This is a genomic window from Actinospineispora spinosispora DSM 44797 (assembly GCF_000429025.1).
GTDB classification, from domain to species: Bacteria; Actinomycetota; Actinomycetes; order Mycobacteriales; family Pseudonocardiaceae; genus Pseudonocardia; species Pseudonocardia spinosispora.
The window spans coordinates 37,562-58,178 of record NZ_AUBB01000047.1; the positions used below are offsets into that span (position 1 = coordinate 37,562).

The 20,617-nt window shown below is 66.4% G+C and carries 18 protein-coding genes; 12 read left to right on the plus strand and 6 right to left on the minus strand.

Annotation, left to right across the window (positions count from 1 at the left end; genetic code table 11):
• Window positions 1–57: 57 nt before the first annotated feature.
• From G406_RS55930 to G406_RS48325, 4 genes are all read right to left on the minus strand, one after another.
• Window positions 58–558, minus strand: coding sequence for a TIGR00725 family protein (locus G406_RS55930; protein WP_084216233.1), 501 nt, complete (start codon window positions 556–558; stop codon window positions 58–60).
• Window positions 559–731: 173 nt separating this feature from the next.
• Window positions 732–1,163: a M13-type metalloendopeptidase gene (locus G406_RS58950; protein WP_028935212.1), complete on the minus strand. Its 432-nt coding sequence runs from the start codon at window positions 1,161–1,163 to the stop codon at window positions 732–734.
• A gap of 5 nt (window positions 1,164–1,168) precedes the next feature.
• On the minus strand, window positions 1,169–2,398 hold the full coding sequence (locus G406_RS58955; RefSeq protein ID WP_028935213.1) for an MCE family protein: 1,230 nt from the start codon (window positions 2,396–2,398) through the stop codon (window positions 1,169–1,171).
• A complete protein-coding gene (locus tag G406_RS48325; protein ID WP_169736741.1) occupies window positions 2,395–3,171 on the minus strand; it encodes an MCE family protein in 777 nt (258 codons plus the stop codon). The genes G406_RS58955 and G406_RS48325 overlap by 4 nt, the downstream gene beginning before the upstream one ends.
• Before the next feature lie 1,614 nt (window positions 3,172–4,785).
• Between G406_RS48325 and G406_RS57055 the strand changes: the two genes are divergently transcribed.
• The 6 genes from G406_RS57055 to G406_RS0120225 all read left to right on the plus strand — a co-directional run bounded on the left by G406_RS57055 (window position 4,786) and on the right by G406_RS0120225 (window position 10,837).
• Window positions 4,786–5,262, plus strand: a complete 477-nt coding sequence (locus G406_RS57055; RefSeq protein ID WP_169736742.1) for a MarR family winged helix-turn-helix transcriptional regulator — start codon at window positions 4,786–4,788, stop codon at window positions 5,260–5,262.
• Between the two features lie 224 nt (window positions 5,263–5,486).
• Window positions 5,487–6,119: a 2Fe-2S iron-sulfur cluster-binding protein gene (locus G406_RS0120205; RefSeq protein ID WP_084216236.1), complete on the plus strand. Its 633-nt coding sequence runs from the start codon at window positions 5,487–5,489 to the stop codon at window positions 6,117–6,119.
• Between the two features lie 7 nt (window positions 6,120–6,126).
• Window positions 6,127–7,104 (plus strand): FAD binding domain-containing protein, encoded by a 978-nt coding sequence (locus G406_RS0120210; RefSeq protein WP_028935215.1) that lies wholly within the window; start codon window positions 6,127–6,129, stop codon window positions 7,102–7,104.
• 44 nt (window positions 7,105–7,148) lie between these two features.
• Window positions 7,149–9,272, plus strand: a complete 2,124-nt coding sequence (locus G406_RS0120215; protein WP_084216237.1) for a xanthine dehydrogenase family protein molybdopterin-binding subunit — start codon at window positions 7,149–7,151, stop codon at window positions 9,270–9,272.
• Between the two features lie 39 nt (window positions 9,273–9,311).
• On the plus strand, window positions 9,312–10,310 hold the full coding sequence (locus G406_RS0120220) for an aldo/keto reductase (protein ID WP_028935217.1): 999 nt from the start codon (window positions 9,312–9,314) through the stop codon (window positions 10,308–10,310).
• 101 nt (window positions 10,311–10,411) lie between these two features.
• The gene (locus G406_RS0120225) at window positions 10,412–10,837 is read left to right on the plus strand and encodes a DoxX family protein (RefSeq protein ID WP_051342405.1); all 426 of its coding nucleotides are present in this window, start codon (window positions 10,412–10,414) and stop codon (window positions 10,835–10,837) included.
• 558 nt (window positions 10,838–11,395) lie between these two features.
• Here the strand turns inward: G406_RS0120225 and G406_RS0120230 are convergent.
• Window positions 11,396–12,049 carry a GntR family transcriptional regulator gene (locus G406_RS0120230; RefSeq protein WP_028935219.1) on the minus strand — a complete coding sequence of 218 codons (654 nt, stop codon included), beginning with the start codon at window positions 12,047–12,049 and terminating at the stop codon, window positions 11,396–11,398.
• A 116-nt stretch (window positions 12,050–12,165) separates the two neighbouring features.
• On the opposite strand from G406_RS0120230, the gene G406_RS0120235 reads away from it, so the two are divergent.
• The 5 genes from G406_RS0120235 to G406_RS0120255 are packed head-to-tail and all read left to right on the plus strand — an operon-like array spanning window position 12,166 to window position 20,085.
• The gene (locus G406_RS0120235; protein WP_028935220.1) at window positions 12,166–15,528 is read left to right on the plus strand and encodes a molybdopterin-dependent oxidoreductase; all 3,363 of its coding nucleotides are present in this window, start codon (window positions 12,166–12,168) and stop codon (window positions 15,526–15,528) included.
• A 16-nt stretch (window positions 15,529–15,544) separates the two neighbouring features.
• On the plus strand, window positions 15,545–16,507 hold the full coding sequence (lhpI, locus tag G406_RS0120240) for a bifunctional Delta(1)-pyrroline-2-carboxylate/Delta(1)-piperideine-2-carboxylate reductase (RefSeq protein ID WP_028935221.1): 963 nt from the start codon (window positions 15,545–15,547) through the stop codon (window positions 16,505–16,507).
• Complete coding sequence (locus G406_RS0120245; RefSeq protein WP_028935222.1) at window positions 16,504–17,928, plus strand: short-chain fatty acid transporter; 1,425 nt, start codon at window positions 16,504–16,506, stop codon at window positions 17,926–17,928. The genes lhpI and G406_RS0120245 overlap by 4 nt, the downstream gene beginning before the upstream one ends.
• A gap of 7 nt (window positions 17,929–17,935) precedes the next feature.
• Window positions 17,936–19,033, plus strand: a complete 1,098-nt coding sequence (locus G406_RS0120250) for a DUF262 domain-containing protein (protein ID WP_084216239.1) — start codon at window positions 17,936–17,938, stop codon at window positions 19,031–19,033.
• A gap of 17 nt (window positions 19,034–19,050) precedes the next feature.
• On the plus strand, window positions 19,051–20,085 hold the full coding sequence (locus G406_RS0120255; protein WP_028935224.1) for a restriction system modified-DNA reader domain-containing protein: 1,035 nt from the start codon (window positions 19,051–19,053) through the stop codon (window positions 20,083–20,085).
• 32 nt (window positions 20,086–20,117) lie between these two features.
• Here G406_RS0120255 and G406_RS57060 read toward each other — a convergent pair whose 3' ends face one another.
• Window positions 20,118–20,282, minus strand: coding sequence for a hypothetical protein (locus tag G406_RS57060; RefSeq protein ID WP_156935014.1), 165 nt, complete (start codon window positions 20,280–20,282; stop codon window positions 20,118–20,120).
• Window positions 20,283–20,365: 83 nt separating this feature from the next.
• On the opposite strand from G406_RS57060, the gene G406_RS48335 reads away from it, so the two are divergent.
• Window positions 20,366–20,617, plus strand: a 252-nt coding sequence (locus G406_RS48335) for a transposase (RefSeq protein WP_037077530.1), incomplete at its 3' end; no start/stop codon positions are given.

Here is a 20,617-nt window from a genome sequence, read left to right on the forward strand (position 1 = left end):
GGGTTGGTCGCCAGGGCTTCCGTCTACTCAGGCTCGAGCCGGGCCACGACTCCCCATCTAGCCACCAACCGGTCCCATAAACCGCAGATCACGTAGCGCGAGGTCCACTGCTTCGGTGGCGCTGGTCGCCTCGGTTGGAGCATCTGGCGGTGGAGTGCCGTCAGCTTGCCGCAAGGTCCACCCGTTCAAGTTGATTACGGGGATACCGCCGCGGCGCTTGGCTAGGGCCAGCTCCGAGAGGGTTCCCCAAGAACCACCTATCACGATCACGGCGTCGGCCGACCAAATGATCACGGCGTTCCTGGCTTCGCCGATGTTGGTCACGATCACGGCCGACAGGTCGGGGTTCGCATCGTCTGCGTTGGCCCCTGGTCGAACACCGATCACTAAGCCATCCTCGGACCGCGCACCTGCCGACACAGCCGCCATCACGCCGGTACCGCCACCACAGATCACGGTGGCGCCAGCGCGAGCCAGCAACTGGCCCACCTCGTAGGCGTTCGCCTGATCTGCTTCCGTGCACTCGCGTGGACCGCAGACGGCAACTTGTACAGGCAAGACGGCTTCCCCTCGTGGCTCAAGCGGGACTCTCGTCGGAACCGGGCAGCTCCGATGGTGCGAGAGCCGGAGTCAGGCAGAACGCATCTAGCTGGTCATACATCTGGCCCGAGCTGCCGAGCAAGTCTCGCAACGACCGAGCACGCTCGATTACCGGCACAGTCCGGTACTCGTCAGCGGTCCTGATGGCAGGCGACACCTGACGCGATGATCATGCCGCCGAGGTCACCGATGTTCTCCCCCAGCGTGAGGGCACCGTTCACGGTGTGTCCTGGAAGACCGGCGGGAGACAATGCGTCGAACTGGGTGCGCAGGGCCTGGGCGCGGCGTTCGAACTCCGTCCGGTCGGCTGCCTCCCACCAGTCGACCAGGTTGCCTTCGCCGTCGTACTGGGAGCCCTGGTCATCGAACCCGCGTCCGATCTCGTGGCCGATGGTCGAACCGATGCCGCCGTAGTTGGCTGCGTCGTCAACGTCGGGGTCGAACAGCGGAGGCCGCAGGACCGCGGCCGGGAACACCACCTCGTTGAGCCGGAGGTTGTAGAACGCGTTGACCGTCCGCGGGGTGGTGAGCCACTCGACCGGTCGACGAGGTCGTTCTCGCACCGAACCTAGCGGGGGTGCTGGGCGTTCTGGGCGCCTCGGATGTTGGGTGTTCCGGGATCGGTCGGCAGCGCGGCGCATCGGGCGTTGTTGTTCGGCCGCTGGTCGGGGCGTTCCACCGGGCCATGACCGTCGGCCGGCAGCCCACTGGGTAGGTACTTCTTCGTGTCCTGGTAGCCACGTACGCATACGTTGTACGGGGCGCTGACCAATGGTTTCTCCGGCAGCTGGAACGCGAAGCGGGCGGCGAGGTCCGGTCGGCCCTCGGCGTCGTAGTGGCAGGTGCTCGGGATCGGCTCGCCGGTCTTCGGGTCGTTCTCGTCGCAGTAGCGGATCGCGCCGGCGGCTCGCTCCAGCGCCCAGGGCAGTACCACCAGTGACTTGCGGATCTGGGGCTGCCGTGCGTGCGCCACGTCGGTGACGGCGAGCAGATCGGTGAATAGACCGGGCAACACCTCCTTGTTGTCCCGCACCAGCCCGGTGACCTGGTCGGTGGCCCCTCGGCCGTGACCGAACAGCTCGGCGAGTACCGGGTCCGACTCGCGTACCTGGTCGGTGAGCCCGGCGAGGTTCCGACCCAGGTCACGGATCTGGTCGCCACGCGCGGCTTGGGTGTCCAGCACCGTCCCACTGCTGTCGATCAACCCGATCAGGTCGTGCAGGTTGGCGAGGTTGGTGCTGGTCAGTGTGTCGCTCTGGTCCAGCAGACGTTGCAGGTCGGGGCCGGTCCCGCCGAAGGCAGCGGACAGCTCGACCAGGTTGGTGGCCAGCGCCTGTTTCGGGACTGACGCAGCGAGGGAGTTCAGGTTGGCCAGCAGGTCGCGTACCAGCGGCGGTGTGCGGGTGCGGTCCACCGGGATCACGCTGCCCTCGGCGAGCAACGGTCCACCCGAGGAACGCGGAACCAGCTCGATGTACTGCTCGCCGAGCGCCGACTTGTTGGTCACCGTCGCGGTCACGTCGACGGGGACGGACACGCCGTTGTTGATCAGCAGGCTCGCCACCACACCTCCCGACGCGTCCACCGCCACGTCCTCGACCGTGCCCACGGCGGTGCCCAGCAGGTCGATTTCGGCACGCGGGAAGATCCCACCGGCGTCGGTGAAATGTGCCTGGACCAGGTACGGCGGGCTGATCAGGGTACTCAGGCCGGCGAACCGGAACAGCAGTACGGCGATCGCGGCGATCGAGATGACCCCGAACACCACCAGCTGGACAGCGACGCCTCTGCGAATCACCGGCCACCCCCGAGCAGCTGGTCGAGTGGCGACGACGTGGTCGGTGTCGGCAGGTTGTCGGTTGCGCCGGCCAGCTCGTCGCGCTGCCCGTTGAGTTCCCCGGAGACCGTCGCCAGGTTGCCGACGAGCGCCCGCACCTGTGGGTCGTCGGCGGCCAGCGTGCCGGTGAGCTCGCCGAGGTTGGTGACCGTTGCGGCGAAGTCCGGGCTGCTGTCGGCGAGCGTGCTCACCGCGCCGGACAGCTGCTGGATGGTGCGGTGCGCGGCGTCACCGTTGCCGTTCAGGTTGGCGGCCGACTCGGTGAGCAGCCGCGACAGCGCGCCGTGCGCGTTCGCGCCGTTCGGGCCGAGTGCCTTCGCCAGGTTGTCGATGCTGGTGTAGGCGTCGTCCAGCTCGACGGGCACGTCGGTGTGCTCGCTGTCCAGCCGCGCCCCGTCGGCCAGTGTTGGGCCGCCGGTGTAGGCGGGCGCGAGCTGGACGAACCGGTCACCGACGATGGACGGGGGCACGATCACCGCGTGTGCGTGAGCGGGCAGCGTCAGCGCCCCGTCGTAGCTCATCGTCACGTCCACCCTGGTCCCCCGCACGGTCACCGCCTCGACCGAGCCGACGGTCACGCCGAGAACCTTGACCTCGGCGCCCGGATACAGGTTCACCGTGTTCGGGAAGTCCGCCGTCACGTGTTTGCGCGCCGGGCCGGTGCCGAAGAGGAACCATCCGATGCCGGCGAGCACCACGACGGCGGCGATGGCGAGTGCGGTCACGCGCGTCATCGGTGTCCTCCCGACGGTGGAGCTGAGTTGGCGGAGGGCCCGAGCGGAAGGCAGGGTGCCGGACTGCCGTTCGCGGCCTTGTTCGCCTGGGACAGGACCGGGCATTGTTCGGCGCCGACGGCGCACGACCCGCCGTACAACATGCCATCTACACCGCCATGGACACTGTCCGAGGAATTCTCCTGATGCATACGGCGGAACTTCAGTCCTCGCGCGGGCCTGAAGCGCGCTGGAACAGGGCGAAAACCGACTTGCGCGTGCTGTTCGTACACGCGCTCGCTTAAGTAAAAGCCGACATCTCTGCGGCCGAGTTGCGCCCGAGACAACCGCCACATGCCGACAGAAAGTGCCACATCACGACAGCGACTACTGAGCCTAAGCTGCAAGAACGGCATACTCTGGCACCCTCTTAATCAGCGGGTTCGGGGTTCGAGTCCCTGGCGGCGCACACTCACACCGCAGGTCGAGATGTCGCTGACCTGCGGTTTTTGCTTTCTAAGTGTCGTTGCATCTCTCCTTCGTCTATCCACTATGGACGTAGTTGCGCCCGAGTTGCGCCCGAGATAACAGACCCATGTTTGTTCATTGATCTTGGGCCGTCTTCTGAGTAGTGGGTAGTACCTCACCTAGGGCATGCGCGCCGGTTCACCGCAGCAGCCCGCTGGGCGCACGACCCTCATTGTGTGAACTAAGTACGCGGCCCGGTCAGGAGCTGTAAGCGGGTTCGAGATGAGCGCGGCTGCTTCCCCCACGATCCGCATCCGGGTCGTGCGTCAATCCGATGCATCGCCGCCATACCCCAGTCAACGCCGACAGTGTGACTTCGACGTAGCGAGGGCCGGTGCGAATTGCGCTGAGCATCAGATGGTCCGTGGCCCTTGTCCGGGACAAGGGCCACGATCCCGGCGTTACGCGCCCTCGGTGTGGCGACTACCGCTGAGGCCTACCGGGCGGCCCTGCCCGACGTACCCGCTCGGCGTCCTCACCCCGCGGCGCAAGGCTCATACCGGTGGCGCACGCACTCACTCGGCCGGTCGGATCGGGCTGCCAACACCTAGCAACGCCGCAAGTCGGGTCGTGGTGGTGGCTTCCTCGGACGGGACGCTTCTCGGACCTTGACCCCGGCACGTTCGACGATGGCCTACTTCGCCAACGCCGCCGGATCAACATCCGCCCCACCGCCGACACCCGAGCGGTCGCCGCCGCACAGACGCTGTGGCGACAACTCAGCTCGCCGGGCAGCCTTCGGCCATTCGTAGGACCGCCGTTACCTCCTGGCCGACGAGACCCGCAAGGTCGGTCTTCGGTGGGAGTGGACATTTGAGGCGGGGTCGGTGGAGACCATTTACCCCCATCTTGCGACCCGCTGTATGTCGCTCTCGCAGATCACGGCCCGGTGGTAGTTGTCGTGATGTGTCACCACGAGTTGAGTCTCAATGTCGCCGCTCAGCCCGTCACCAGTTAGGCGCGGATGACTCCCACGGCGATCACGTCGATTTGGATCCGGAGTTCGCGGAACCCTTAGGCCATGTAGCAGGTCAGTGTCGATGAGTTCCTGAGTTCAGCGAAGGCGCAGGTCTGAGCGTCCGTCTTGAGCGGGGTAGCGTTCGGTTGGTGAGCGGCCGAGTGATCAACGAACCCTTGACCGGGCGCGAGCAGGACGCGTGGCGCGGTGTACTAAAACTGGCTGATTCCCTGCGCAGCTCAGTTAGCGGCGAGCTCACTCCCGCTACCGGATTGAGCTCTCCCGACTATTTGGTGCTCAACAGGTTGAGTGACGCGCCTGAGAATCGACTCTCAGGCATGAAGTCGCTCGCGGTGAAGTTGAACTGGTCAGCGAGCCGCCTCTCGCACCAGCTCAAGAGGATGGAGGCTCGCGGATTGGTGGAGCGGGTCTACGAAGAAGGCACTGGCCTGGTCACCATGTCGGTCACCCCTCGGGCCGAGCAGATCATGAAGGATGCCCGCGCGGTTCACGCCGAGGCGGTCCGCAGGTATTTCCTCTCGATCACCAGCGACGAAGAGCAAGAGTTCATCATCAACCTCGCGAACCGGGTCGTCGATGCCCAGCTCAGCTCAGAGCAGGGCTGATTCAGCGCACTGAGTCGCCCCCGGTACGCGGCGGAGCCCAGCGACACGTCGATGAGCGGTCGCGCTCGCGTCGCCGAGCCCGAGGCCGCTCGCCTGCGGCACCAGTTGCGAGTTCTTAGGTTTCTCACACGGAATCCACTGCGCCCTCGGTGCTAGGGTTGACGTATCAACCCCATCGGACGCTGGGCTTTCCCGACGTCGGTACGTCGAGAGGGAGGTAGCCCGTGGACAGCACGGTCCCCGTGCCGGCGGAGCATCCGGAGCAGTCTGACGGTGCCGCCGCGCCCTTCAGCATCAACCGCAGGAAATTCGTGGGGGCGACGGCGGTGGTCGGCGGTCTGGTGGCGGCCGCGCCTGCACTGGCCGGTTGTGGCACCGAACGAGGACCGGAAGACCTCACGACCGTGACGCTGACCATCAATGGCGCGCATCGTGTCATCGAGGTGGACAACCGCACCTCTCTACTGGATCTGCTGCGTGAACGAGCTGGATTACCTGGCACCAAGAAGGGCTGCAACCAGGGTGCTTGTGGGGCGTGCACGATCCATGTGGACGGCAGGCGGGTGAACTCGTGTCTGACCCTCGCGGTCATGCACGACGGAGCCGAGATCGCCACCATCGAAGGTCTTGCCGACGGGGACCGGCTGCATCCGTTGCAGCAGGCTTTCATCGATCACGACGGGTTCCAATGCGGCTACTGCACTCCGGGCCAGATCATGTCCGGAATGGGGTGTATCGCCGAGGGCCACACAGGTTCACCGGCGGAGATCCGTGAATGGATGAGCGGAAACATCTGCCGCTGCGGCGCGTACACCAACATCGTCAGCGCGATCGCGCAGACCGCGGCCCGGACCTGAGGCGACAATGTTTCCTTTTGCTTTCACCCAGGCAGCTGATGAGCGCTCCGCTCTCGCGGCCGGAGAGCGCGGCGGTCGGTACATCGCGGGCGGTACGACGCTGGTCGACCTCATGCGGGAGACCGTGGAGCGCCCGGCCACCGTGATCGACATCAACGCCCTTCCCTACCGCGACATCAAGCTCGACCCGAGGGGTCTGCGTGTTGGGGCGCTGGTCCGAATGACCGACCTGGCCAAGGACCCGAGGGTGCGCACTCAATACCCGGTGATTGCCGAGGCCTTGGAGTTGAGCGCTTCGGCGCAGCTGCGCAACATGGCTTCGATCGGGGGCAACATCATGCAACGACCTCGGTGTCTGTATTTCCGGGATGTCACCTCGGCGTGCAATCGGCGGCAGCCGGGCTCGGGATGTCCCGCGATCGGCGGCGAGAACCGTGGCCACGCGGTGCTGGGCGCGAGTGATCAGTGCGTCGCGACTCACCCCTCCGACCTGGCGGTCGCTCTGGTTGCACTCGATGCTGTGGTCATCGCCCGGTCGCGGGGCGGTGACCGGCGCATCCCGGTGGCGCGGTTCTTCCGGGAGCCGGGCAACACTCCGGACCAAGAACATGACCTGCGCCCGGGAGAGCTCATCGTCGCCGTGGAAGTGCCCTCGGGACCCCATACCGCGCGATCGGGTTATCTGAAGGTCCGTGACCGCCAGTCCTACGAGTTCGCGCTGAGCTCCGCGGCGGTAGCCCTGGACATCCAGGGCGGCATCATTCGCGGCGCGCGGGTGGCGGTCGGAGGGACCGCCACAGTCCCGTGGAGGTTGCCCGAGGTGGAGCGGGCCCTTGTCGGTCACACCGCCGCGCGGCAACTGTGGGGCGACGCGGCGCAGCACGCGGCGAGCGGGGCAAGACCGCTCTCGCGGAACGGATTCAAGATCGAACTGGTGAAGCGCACCGTTGCCCGCCAACTCGCCACTGTGGCGACGCTGCCATGAGCGTCGTTGGAGAGATACACAGCGGAGGTGCGGTCGGCCAACCGATGTCACGCGTGGACGGCCCACTCAAGGTGACCGGCCGCGCGACCTATGCCGCGGAGCATCCCGTACCCGACATCGTCCATGGCGTGATCGTGAGCAGCACGGTCAGCCGGGGCCGCGTGATCTCGATCAATCCCGACCGTGCGCTGGCCGCACCCGGTGTCCTTCGCGTCCTGACCGACCTACGCGGCGTCAACCTCGGTTACCCCGTCGACCAAGTCAACTTCTTCGGTCAGTCTCTCGGCGTCGTCGTGGCAGCCACCCTGGAGCAAGCCGAGCACGGCGCGACGCTGGTCGACGTGCGGTATGCGGACCAGCCAGGGCGCAGCGACATCGATACACCCGACACAACGCCGCACTTGTCGTCGGAGACTCCGGACTACCGTCGGGGGGATCCTGACGGCGCGCTGCGCGGCGCGAGCACGGTGCTGGACCACACCTTCAGCATCGCCCGCAACTACCACAATCCCATGGAGCTGCCCTCCACGATCGCGGCCTGGAAGGGCGACCGACTCACGCTCTGGGACAAGACACAGTGGGTGCAGGGCAACGCCCAGAATGTGGCGACCGCGCTCGGCGTACCGCCGGGAAACATCCGGGTGATCTGCCCGTTCATCGGGGGCGCGTTCGGCAGCTCTGGTCGTACCTGGCCACACGTGATCCTGACCGCGTTCGCGGCCCGCGAGATGCGGCGGCCGGTCAAGGTGGTGCTCACCCGCAAGCAGATGTACAGCGGCGTCGGGTACCGACCGACGAGCCGGCAACGCTTCAGGATCGGTGCCAGCGCGAACGGCCAGCTGACCGCGGTCGTCCACGAAGGCATCTCCGAAACAGCCCGTTACACCGACTACGACGACTCGGGCATGGAACTATCCCAGTTCCTTTACCGCTGTCCACACGTGCGTTCCAGCTACCGCCTCGTACCACTGGACGTGCACGCCCCGACGTTCATGCGCGGCCCAGGCACAGTGACCGGCGCCTTCGCGCTCGAGTCATCCATGGACGCCCTAGCCCACGAACTCGGGATCGACCCGATCGAGCTGCGGCTACGGAACGAGCCGGCCGACAACGCATTCAACAACCTGCCCTTCACCACCCGCCGACTTGCCGACTGTTACCGACTGGGAGCAGAGCGATTCGGCTGGTCAAGACGTAGCCCGACACCTCGGGCCCTGCGCGAAGACAACCTGCTGATCGGTCTGGGCATGGCCACGGCCGCGCACTCCAACAACCGAACGTCCGCGACCGCGATGGCCCGCGTCCACGATGACGGCACCGCCGTGGTGGCGAGCGCCACCGCGGACATGGGCCCGGGCACCTACACCTCCATGGTCCAGATCGCCGCTGACGCACTCGGTCTGCCAGCCAGCAGGGTCACCTTCCAGCTCGGTGACTCGACTCTCCCCACCGCACCCATGCACTCCGGCTCCAAGACCCTAGCGAGCGTGGGTTCGGCGGTATTCACAGCCTGCAACGCTCTGCGCGACAGCTTCATACGCACCGCCGTGGTGGACCCCGCCTCCCCGCTGCACGGGGCGTCTCCGGACTCGATCACAGTTCGGGACGGGCTGCTGAGCGCGCGCAACGCCCCAGGACGGAGCGATTCATACCGGCAGATCCTTCAACGACACAACCAGACCCACATGGACACACAGCAGAGCTGGGGCCCAGGAGACTTCAACCAGCATTTCTCCTCCTACGCCTACGGCGCGATCTTCGCCGAGGTATCCGTCGACGAGATGCTCGCCACCGCGAGGATCAGGCGCATCTTCACCGCCTACGACATAGGCCGAGTCATCAACCCGAAGCTTGCGCACAGCCAGGCCCTATCCGGCATGATCGCCGGAATCGGAATGGCCCTTCTGGAAAACGGGATCACCGACCACCGCGACGGACGGATCGTCAACGCGAACATGGCGGACTATCTGGTCCCGGTCAACGCCGACGTGCCCGAGCTGGACGCGGTATTTCTCGATACCGAAGAACCCACAGCCGATCCGATCGGAATCAAAGGGCTGGGAGAACTGGTCATGGTAGGGATTCCCGCCGCGATCGCCAACGCCGTCTTCAACGCGACCGGTCGACGTATAACCGAGCTCCCCATCACCCTGGACGCCCTGCTCTAGCCGACCGAACCATACGCCGCCCCCTAGGAGGTAAGGCCGTTGAAGTACACACGACTGGGCCGCTCCGGACTCGAGGTCTCACGTGTCACGCTCGGCTGCATGAGCTTCGGCGCCTCCGATCGCGGCAGCTCGTGGACTCTCGGATTCAACGAAGCGCGCACCTTCTTTCGTCAGGCACTCGAAGCCGGGATCACCACCTTCGACACCGCCAACACCTACGGTCAGGGCAGCAGCGAGGAGATCACCGGCACGCTCCTCGCGGAACTAGCCCCGCGCGACGAAGTCGTGATCGCCACGAAGGTCTTCTTCCCCATGCATCAAGGCCCCAAGGGCAGGGGCTTGTCCCGTGGCGCGATCTTTGCCCAGGTAGACCAGAGCCTGCGCCGGCTGGGTACCGACTACATCGACCTCTACCAAATCCACCGCTACGACCCCTCGGCGCCTATAGCGGAAACCATGGAAGCACTGCACGACTTGGTCTCAGCAGGCAAGGTCCGCTACCTGGGCGCGTCCTCGATGTGGACCTGGCAGTTCGCCCAAGCCCAACACCTGGCCGACCTACACCGCTGGACTCGATTCGTATCCATGCAGAATCACTACAATTTGATCATGCGTGAGGAGGAACGGGAGATGCTCCCGTTCTGCCAGGACCAGGGCATCGGTGTGCTGCCCTACAGCGCCCTGGCCCGAGGCAAGCTCGCCCGGAATCCCGACGTACCGACCGACCGCGGGCGCAACGACGGATTCGCGCGAGTGCGCTACCAGCAAGACCTCGACTCCGACAACAAGATCATCGAAGCGGCGGCAAGCGTCGCGGCCAATCGTGGAGTCACCAAAGCTCAAGTCGCCCTGGCTTGGGTACTGCACAATCCCGCGGTCACCTCGCCCATCATCGGCGCCACCAAGCCCCACCACATCACCGACGCTGTGGCCGCCGTCGACCTGGCGCTATCCGACGAAGAAGTCACATGGCTTGAGGAGAGCTACACCCTCGCAATCCAGAAGGCTTCTAACTCGCATCACCGGTTGAATCAATAGCCAAGCGAAGCAATACCGCTCGAAATTCTCTTTCGCGAGTTGTGCTCCACCTCCCAACAAACGCACTGCGGCAAGCAAACATCCCGGGAAAGGTGACCATAATGACCGCCAACAATGCCCAACCCCCTACCGAACCGGGCGACACCAGGCCCGACCGTCGCATGAATTGGGCAGGAATGACGATAGGCACACTCGTCGTTCTTTTCCTACTCGTCGACGCCGTCAGCAAGTTGCTGGCCTCTCACGCCGAGGCGTCCGCCGCCGCCACAATAGGCTTCGATCCCGGCACGCTCCCGGTGATCGGCACGCTACTATTGATCAGTGTCGCGCTGTACTCGGTGCCACAAACCTCACTCTTCGGCGCGGTTCTCATCACGGCCTACCTCGGCGGAGCACTGTGCGCAACGCTCCGGATTCACGCACCGCTTCCCGTCTTGTTGATTCCTGTCGTCTTCGCGATCCCAGTGTGGCTCGGGCTCTACCTACGTAGCGCGGCCCTACGCAAGCTGGTTCGTCACGGCCTCTAAAGGCGTCGGCGAAGCACCGATCACGCCTCGCGTCCATGAGTCGTTCACGCAGCTCGGGATAACTCCGTTCCCGGTCGACACACCGAATCATGGGCGACTGCACCACGGTGAAGCCTCGCTCTCCGAACTCGACAACCCGCACCTTTGCGGCCGACCACTCGACGGTATGGCGACCATCGGGCCCGACCTATGACCACAACGCGCCGGCATCATGACCCCAGCGCTCACCGATCACACGGCGGCCGCGCAGACGCTTTCGGAACCATGGCGTTGCCTATTGGTGCAGTACTTTCGGTCCATGCCACAAGGCGTCAACGCTGAGAACAAGCCACTGAGACGCACCCAGGAGCAACGCAGCGCCGCGACGCGCCGCCAAATCCTGGACGCCGCGGTGCAGTGTCTCCAGGCCTACGACTGTGCCGGGACGACCACTGTCCGGGTCGCAACTCTTAATCAGCGGGTCCGGGGTTCGAGTCCCTGGTGGCGAGGCCTCAGCGCCTGATTGATCGCGGCGACCACCTAGTACTCAGCCAAGCGATGGCCGCACGCGCCGGTCCGTCAGTTGTCTGGACTCATGCCCGCCCAATCCGCGCGGACGTGTTCCAGATGGCGCCGCACGATGGCCTCCAGGACCGTGGCGTCGCCTTCGGCCATCGCGGCCAGGAACTCCCGATGTTCGCTCGCGGCGCTCCCGAGACGCCCGTGCTCGGCAAGACTCTCCAACCCGTAGAGGCGGGTCTGGTCGCGCAGCGCGGCGACGGTGTCGACCAGCCGACGGTTGCCACACAGCGCCAGCAGGTCGAGATGAAACCGGCGGTCGGCGTCGAGGAAGCGCACGATGTCGCCGTCGTTGGCGGCCTTCTCGATCTCGCCGGCGATCAGTCCGAGCCGTTCGATGTCCTCGGCGGTCGCGTGCGACGCCGCGCGCAGTGTGCCGGGTAGCTCGATCAGGAGCCGCATCTCGTACACCTCGTCGAGGTCACGCTCGCTCATCTCCACGACCCGGTAGCCGCGGTTGCGCACCGGTTCGAGCAGACCCTGATTCACCAGCGTCAGCATGGCTTCACGGACCGGACTGCTCGACACGCCGAGGCGGTTGGCGAGCGCGGCGGCGGAGTAGATGTCGCCGGGCCTTATCTCGCCGGACACGAGCGCCTGGCGGACCACCTCCAGCGCCTGGTCACGCAGGTTCGTGTAGTGCAGTTCGGACACCCGGGCTCCTCGGTCTGCGTGCTCGACCTTGACTTTCGCCATGACCGAGCAGATAGTACTCGTCACCGGTAATGGGTAACCGGTTACCGGTCACCGATAGCTATACGGAGGTGGCAGTGCCGGAGATTCGCGGTTATTGCACGCTGTGCCGATCCCGCTGCGGGGCGGTGTACTCGGTGGACGGTGATGCGCTCCGAGCGGTCCGCCCCGATCCGGAGCATCCGACGGGCGCCGCGCTCTGCCCGAAAGGACGGGCGGCGCCCGAGATCGTGCACAGCCCGAGCCGGCTGACCCGTCCACAGCGCCGCACCACCTCGAAGTCCGATCCCGACCCCCGGTGGCGAGAGATCAGCTGGGACGAGGCCCTGAGCGAGGTGGCCGGGCAGCTCGGTCGCATCCGCGCGGAGTCCGGGCCGGAGGCGGTTGCGTTCTCGGTGACCTCGCCCAGCGGCACCGCCCTGTCCGATTCGATCGACTGGGTCGAGCGGTTCATCCGCCTGTTCGGCAGCCCCAACACGTGCTACTCCACCGAGATCTGCAACTGGCACAAGGACTTCGCCCACGCGTTCACCTTCGGCACCGGGCTGCCGGCGCCGGACTACGCCGGCACCGATCTGGCGGTGCTGTGGGGACACAACCCGGCCAAGTCGTGGCTGGCCCAGTCGGCCGCCCTGGCCACCGCGCGAGCCCGCGGCGCGCGGCTCGTGGTCGTCGACCCACGCCGCTCGACCAGTGCGCTCAACGCCGATCACTGGCTGCGGGTGCGCCCCGGCACCGATGCGGCGCTGGCCCTGGGCCTGGCTCACCAAGTGCTGGCCGGTGGAGGCGCGGACGCGGCGTTCCTACGCGCGTGGAGCAACGGTCCGCTGCTCGTGCGTTGCGACGACGGTCGGTTCCTGCGCGCCGACGAGGTACATCCGGAGCTGGCCGGCTACGTCGTGTGGGACGAGGTCGCCGGCCAACCTGAGTCCTACGACCCCCGGGTGGCCGCCTCCGCGCCCGAGCGGTTCGCGTTGCGCGGGCAGCGACGCGTGCGCACCCGCCTCGGCCCTGTCGACTGTGTACCCGCGTTCGAGCGGTACGCCGAGGCGTGTGCGGCATGGCCGCTGGAACGCACCGCCGCCGTGACCGATGTCCCGTCCGGCCAGCTGGTGGCCTGCGCCGAGGAGCTCGCACACGCTTCCTCGGTGACCTACGCGGCGTGGTCCGGGATCGGTCAGCACGACAACGCCACCCAGACCGAACGGGCGATCGCCACCCTCTATGCGCTGACCGGCAGCTTCGACGCTCCTGGGGGCAACGTCCTACTCCCCCGCCTGCCCGCCGGCCCGGTCACCTCGCCCGAGCAGTTGCCGGCCGAGCAACGCGCCAAGGCGGTCGGGGCCGAGCGCTTCCCACTGGGCCCGGCCGCACAGGGTTGGGTCAACGCCGGAGATCTGTGCCGGGCCGTGCTCACCGGCGATCCCTACCGGATCCGGGCGCTGGTGTCCTTCGGCGGCAACCTGCTGCTCTCCCAGCCCGACCCGCATCGAACGGCGGCGGCGCTGAGCGCACTCGAATTCTCCGTGCACCTGGATCTGTTCGAGAACCCCACCGCGCGTTTCGCCGACATCCTGCTGCCGGTCAACAGCCCCTGGGAACACGAAGCGATCAAGGTGGGCTTCGAGATCAACCAACGGGCCCAGGAAACCGTGCAGGTCCGGCCCCGCATGGTCTCCCCCGTCGGCGAGTCGCGCTCGGACACCGAGGTCGTCTTCGAACTGGCCGAACGACTCGGGATGGGATCGGAGTTCTTCGACGGCGACATCGAGGCCGCCTGGAACCATCAGCTGGCCCCGTTGGGGCTGGCTGTCGACGACCTGCGAGCGCACCCGGGCGGCCTCCGGCTGCCGCTACAGACCCGGTACCGCAAGTACGCCGAGCTCGGACCGGACGGGCAGGTGACCGGTTTCGCCACCCCGACCCGCCGGGTGGAGCTCTACTCCGAGCGGCTGGCCGAGCACGGCTACTCGCCGGTACCGGTGCACCCGGTCCGAGCCGAGGACCCGGGCTACCCACTGGTCCTCACGTGCGCCAAGAACGGGTACTTCTGCCACAGCCAGCATCGTGGCCTCACCTCACTGCGCAAACGCTCGATCGACCCGGTCGTCGACCTCAGCCCGGTGTTGGCGGCCCGGCACGAGATCCAGGACGGCGACTGGGTGGAGATCCGCACCCGCAACGCCGCCGTACAGATGAGGGCCCGCCTCGACGAGTCGCTGCACCCCGAGGTCGTGGTCGCCGAATACGGCTGGTGGCAGGACACCCCCGACCTCGGCCTGCCCGGCTCGGACCCACTGCGCCGCGACGGCGGGCGCAACTACAACCTGCTCATCGACGACGAGTACCACGACCCGATCAGTGGTTCGGTGCCCATGCGCTCCGCCGCCTGCCGCGTGCGGCGGGCCAGCGCCACGACGTGGCGCGGGCAGCGCGAGTTCGTCGTGGCGGCCGCCTCGCCGGCCGGCGCCGACGTGGTCGAACTGCGGCTGCGCCCCGCCGACACCGACCCGCTCCCCGACTACCTACCCGGGCAGCACATCACCCTGGCCGGCGCCGACGACCTGGCGACCGCCCGGAGCTACTCCCTCACCGGCCCGGCGCGTGCACCGGACCGGGCCGAATACTCGATCGCCGTGCGGCGGGTCAGCGGCGGCCGCCTGTCCACGGTGATCCACGAACAGCTCCGCCCCGGTAGCCGGGTCTGGTTGACGCCGCCGGGCGGAACGTTCACCATCCCGACCCGACACACCCGCCCCATCGTGCTGCTGGCCGCCGGCATCGGGATCACGCCGTTCCTCGGGTATCTGGAGACGTTGGCCGAGCGCGCCGACAGACCCGACGTGGTCCTGCACCACGGCAGCCGCAACCGCGCCGGTCACCTCTTCGCCGACCGCATTCGTGCCTTGGCCAGCCGGATCCCCCGACTCCGCGTCGTCGATCACTACAGCACTCCGTCCGACGGCGAGATCCTCGGGCAGGACTACGCCCGGCACGGCCGCATCACTGTCGATGCCCTCGACGACGAGCTCATCGAGCAGGGCGCGCGGTTCTACCTGTGCGGGCCGGAGTCGATGCTGGAGGAGCTCACCGAGGGCCTGCGCCGCCGCGGGGTCGCCCGGTTCGAGGTCTTCGCCGAGAAGTTCCACGCCGCCGCTCGACCGGTCACCGTGCCCGATGACGCGACCGCGCTGGTGCGCTTCGCACGCTCGGGCACCCAGCTGCGCTGGCATAAGAACAACGGCACCCTGCTGCAGCTCGCCGAGCAGGCCGGCATTCCGATGCCGAGCGGCTGCCGCCTCGGCCAGTGCGAGAGCTGCGCCGTACCGGTCCTTCACGGATCGGTCGCCCACCTGGTCACACCGGCCGATGACCTGCCCGCCGACCACTGCCTGACCTGCCAATCCATCCCGATCGGCGACCTCGTCCTGGACGCCTGACCCCAGAAGGAAACTCATGCTGATCATCAATGCCGCAGACACCGTCCGCGCACTCGGATTCGATGCGCTCATACCCGCGCTGCGCGACGGCTTCGCCAGAGGTGGCCATACCCCTCACCGCCATCACCACGTCATCGACGCCGACACAGACGCGACCCTGCTGCTGATGCCGTCCTGGACGGACGGCGACCATCTGGGCGTCAAGCTGGTGAGCGTGTTCCCGGCCAACAGTTCAGCCGGCCGGCCCGCACTCTCCTCGGCGTTCGTCCTGGCCAGCGCGCGCACCGGGGAACACCTCGCGGTAATCGACGGCAACGAGCTCACCCGCAGGCGCACCGTGGCCACCTCCGCGCTGGCCGCGTCCTACCTGGCCCGTCAGAAGTCCCGTGTCCATCTGATAGTCGGCGCCGGACATGTCGGCAGTCTGGTGGCCTCTGCCTACGCCGAAGTACTCGACATCCAGACCGTGCTCATCCACGACCGTGACCCCGCGGCGGCCGCCAGACTGCGCGCCCAGCTGGCCGGCGCCGGTACCGATGCGCAGGTGGTCACCCAGCTCTCCGAAGCCGCCGGCCGCGCCGACGTCATCACCTGCGCGACCCTCGCCACGGAACCGGTCATCCACGGGTCGTGGCTTCGCCCCGGAACCCACCTCGACCTCATCGGCAGCTTCCGCACGAGCATGCGCGAGTCCGACGACGACTGCGTGCGCCAAGCGACGATCTATCTCGACTCGCCGGTCGCGCTCGAGGAGTCGGGCGACCTCACTCAACCCATCGCCGCTGGAGTCCTCGACCCTGCCACCATCGCCGCCACCCTGCCCGAGCTGTGCCGGGGAGACGTGCCAGTCCGCCGGGACGACGGGCAGATCACCCTGTTCAAAACCGTGGGCACCGCACTGGCCGATCTCACCGCGGCATCACTCGTGTACCGGGACGCCATCCACGCCACGCACCCCGGCCGCGAGGAGTCTTCATGACCACCACCTCCCCCACCGCATCCGGCCCGTTGGCCAAACTCGCGATCCGCAGCGCGGCCTGGTCGGAACGCTGGTTCCCCAACACGTTGGTCTTCGCGCTCCTCACCGTCGCGGCCGTCGCCGTCGCCGCGCTCGGCATCGGCGCCCCTCCGGCCACAGTGGCCCTGGTGTTCGGCGATGGATTCTGGGATCTGATCCCCTTCACCATGCAGATGGCCATGGTCGCCATCGGGGGATACGTCGTGGCCACCGCCCGTCCCGTCGGCCGGCTCATCACCAGGTTCGCCCGGCTGCCGAGGACGCCGCGTGGAGCGGTTGCGTTCGTCGCCGCCGTCAGCCTCCTGACCGGCCTGCTCAACTGGGGATTCAGCTTGATCTTCAGCGCGCTCCTGGTACGACGCCTGGCCGACCGCGACACACTTCGCATGGACTACCGGGCCGCCTCGGCCGCCGCCTACCTCGGCCTCGGTGGCAGCTGGGCCCTCGGCCTCAGCTCATCAGCCGCCCAGCTGCAAGCCAACCCCGCCAGCATCCCCAAGAGTCTGCTCCCGATCACCGGCGTGATCCCCTTCCGCGAGACCATCTTCACCTGGCAATCCATGCTGCTCGCCGGTGTCATCGTGGCCGTGTGCGTCATCGTCGCGTTCTTCTCCGCGCCCCCGGCCGAGCTGGCCCGTACCGCCGCTGACCTGGGCGTCGCCCCCGATCAGCCGATCGACGACAGCGCGCCCCGTACTCGCCCCGGCGAATGGCTCGAATACAGTCCGTTGCTCACCCTGGTCGTGGTCGCACTCACCGGCGGCTGGGCCGTTCAACAGTTCGCCGACCAGGACCCGATCGTCGCCATCTCCGGTCTCAACACCTACAACCTGCTGTTCCTCACACTCGGCTTGCTACTGCACTGGCGCCCCCGCCACTTCCTGGCCGCCGTCACCCAGGCAGTGCCCGCCATCGGTGGTGTGTTGATCCAGTTCCCGTTCTACGCGGGCATCGCGGCCATCATGACCAAAGCCGTCAACCACGATGGCCACTCCCTATCGACTTACCTCGCCTCCGCTTTCACCAGCATCAGCTCCCCCGAACTGTTCCCACTGCTCATCGGTGGTTATTCGATCATCTTGGGCTTCCTCATTCCCTCCGGCGGCGGAAAATGGATCATCGAGGCCCCCTATGTCATGCAATCCGCCACCGACATGGGCGTCAACCTCGGCTGGACGGTGCAGACCTACAACGCCGCCGAGGCGCTCCCCAACCTGATCAACCCTTTCTGGATGCTGCCCCTCCTCGGCGTGCTCTCGCTCAAAGCCCGCGACATCGTCGGCTACACGTTCCTCTACCTGCTGATCCTCCTAACCGTCGTGCTCACCCTGCTCACCCTGCTCGCACCAACCCTGCCCTTCCACCCGCCCACTCACCGGTAAAAGACCGCTGGAGAACCCCAAGCCTTACCAGCGCGAGTACGAGTGGACGGCCGAACAAGTCCAGATCCTGCTCAACGATCTGTTCGACGAGTTCGAGGCCTCCGAACGAGGGCGGGCGCTGCGGCGGCGCAGAGAACGTCCATTGCCGTTCTTCCTGGGTCCGTTCGTCTATGCGGAGGAAGACGGCGACCGCCGGTTCCTGGTTGATGGCCAACAGCGCTTCACCACGCTGCATCTGATCTTTCTGCATCTCTTCCGCCTGAGTCCCCTGACGGCCAGGAGGCGGTACCCGCTCGACCGGGTCATCGTCGCCGAGCACGGACGGCGCCCACGGTTCCGCGTTGACATCGAAGAGCGCCAGGACGCGCTGGAGGCGCTGTTCTTCGACCGCGACTATGAGGTTCCACTCGGTGCGTCGTTGTCGGTTCAGAACCTGTGGGATCGCAGCTGGCAGATCGAAGAAGCGCTGAAAGCTAGGTTCGAGTCCGAGCAGCACGGTCAGTTCGTCGACTGGCTGCTCGACAACGTCGTCATGGCAGGCATCGAGGCAGTCGACCGCAATAACGGGTTCCGCATCTTCGAGTCGAGGAACGACCGGGGCGCTCGCCTGACGCCGGTCGACCTCGTCAAGAGCTTCTTGTTGTCCAAGGTCCGCGCCGACGAGGAAGCGGTGAACAAGCGCTGGCGGGACATGCTGTCGGAGGTCACCAGGGTCCGCGGCGACCGAACGGCCCCGCTGGAGTTCCTCAAATCAGTGCTTCTCGCCCGCTACGCCGACCTCGACGAAGACGCCGCGGATGCCGAGGAAATCCGCGTCACCCCACACCTCTGGGTCCGACGCAACAGCGACCGACTCGACCTACGAGACGATGACGACTCCTACTCACGATTCGTAGAACACCTTGTGAGTCTCGGCAGGCACTACGCCAACCTCGCCGCCGCGACCACGAAGCCGTACACCGAAAACGGTCTCAGCTCCCTCTACTACAACCACATCAACGGTCTCACCGCGCAAATGGCCCTGATCATGGCCGCCGTCCAACCCGACGACACCTTGTCCCAGGCACAGAAAAAGCCCGGATCGCCGGCAACTACCTCGATCTGATCTACGCCATACGCGCAGTGCACGACGAGCCGACGCGGCCCGAGGACCTGACCGAGCGCATCTTCCAACTCATCCCACTCATCCGAGGGTGCCGGACGTCATCAGAACTCGCCGCACGCCTCGGCCGAGAGACCCCGACCACCGACTTCGACGTCGTACATACGTTCCGCCTCCGTGGTGACAACCGCGCCCAGGTCCACTACATCCTTGCGAGACTGACCACATACGTTGAAGACAAAATGAGCAAACCCGCAGACGTCCATGCCTGTATGCCAGCCCAAAGGCTCTGGCAGATCGAGCACCTCTACGCGAACCACGCGGAACGACATCCAGACCTCACCCCTCTCCAATTCCGGCTCCTCCGCGACCGCTTCGGCGCGCTCGGCCTGCTGCCAAGTTCCGACAATGCCAGCATCCGAGACCTGACATTTGACCCCAAGGCCCGCTGGTACATCCGCCGGAACACTCTGCTCGCGGTACTCTCCGACGGCTACGCACGCAACAATCCAGCGTTGAGGAAGCTACGCGACTCGCACCGCCTCGACGGCACACTGCGCTCCTTCGGCACGGCGACGCCGATGCGCAAAGTCATCGACGTTCGTGGCGAGCTCTACAGGAAGCTTCTACTCCGCATTTGGGATCCCGCCGTCCTCGGTCTCATCGTCCCCGAGGCCGAAACAACGGAGCCAACCCCGTCAGGGCTCCTACCTTCTGATTCGACCGTGCCGGACCGAACCGGCACGGGTCGCAGATTGCCGCGCACCCCACTCGGCACACTCGTCGCGAACGGGCGCATCGCCCCGGGAACGCGAGTGTTCGCACAACACCAAGCTGCTCGACAGGAGGCCACTGTAGACGCGCAGGGCCTACTCTGGCTCAGCGATGTGGACTCATTTGGCAGCCCAGACGAGGCTGGAATGATGGTGACTGGTCGCAAGTCGTGCACCGACTGGACGTTCTGGCACATCTCCCTGAGCGACGGCTCGTCAACCACCTTGCGCGAGTTTCGCGCCGACCCCAGCCTCGTTGCACAACCACCACCCCGCGGTTGACCACTCGCCCCGGCCAATCAGTCAGCACGCCGCTAAGCCCTGACAGAAGCCGACATGCGTGCGCCGGAGTTGCGCCCGAGACGTGCTTTCTCGGTGTGCTCGTCCTTCGTCTTTGCGTATCGGTACTCCGAGACCGAGGGCACGACCCGCATCGTCGGCAGCTCATACTCGACGACCAGCTGCGTCGACTCAGGCACGTAAGCGATGGGGACTGTTCCAAGATCGGTGTTTCCGGCCCGACACGCCGGGCTGAGGTCCGGCGGGATGGGCACTGTGAGTGATGACATCGGACCTTGTGAGTCCAGGCAAGCGTGACGAGAAGCCGGCGCGGTTGTCGCCGGAGCAGGCCGCCGCGGCGGCGATGGTGGCCGAGGCCAAGGCACGGGGATTGGCGTTGACTGGCCCGGACGGTCTGCTGAAACTGTTCACTAAGAACGTGCTGGAAGCGGCGCTTGACGAGGAAATGACCGAGCATCTCGGGCACAAGAAAAATCAGGCGGAGCCGGACCGGGACTCAACCAATGTGCGAAAC

Coding starts and splice junctions, on each gene's coding strand:
- lhpI (WP_028935221.1), top strand. CDS start 15,545: ATGCTGATCATCAATGCCGCAGACACCGTCCGCGCACTCGGATTCGAT.
- G406_RS0120225 (WP_051342405.1), top strand. CDS start 10,412: ATGACCGCCAACAATGCCCAACCCCCTACCGAACCGGGCGACACCAGG.
- G406_RS0120245 (WP_028935222.1), top strand. CDS start 16,504: ATGACCACCACCTCCCCCACCGCATCCGGCCCGTTGGCCAAACTCGCG.
- G406_RS48325 (WP_169736741.1), bottom strand. CDS start 3,171: ATGACGCGCGTGACCGCACTCGCCATCGCCGCCGTCGTGGTGCTCGCC.
- G406_RS0120215 (WP_084216237.1), top strand. CDS start 7,149: ATGTCACGCGTGGACGGCCCACTCAAGGTGACCGGCCGCGCGACCTAT.
- G406_RS0120210 (WP_028935215.1), top strand. CDS start 6,127: ATGTTTCCTTTTGCTTTCACCCAGGCAGCTGATGAGCGCTCCGCTCTC.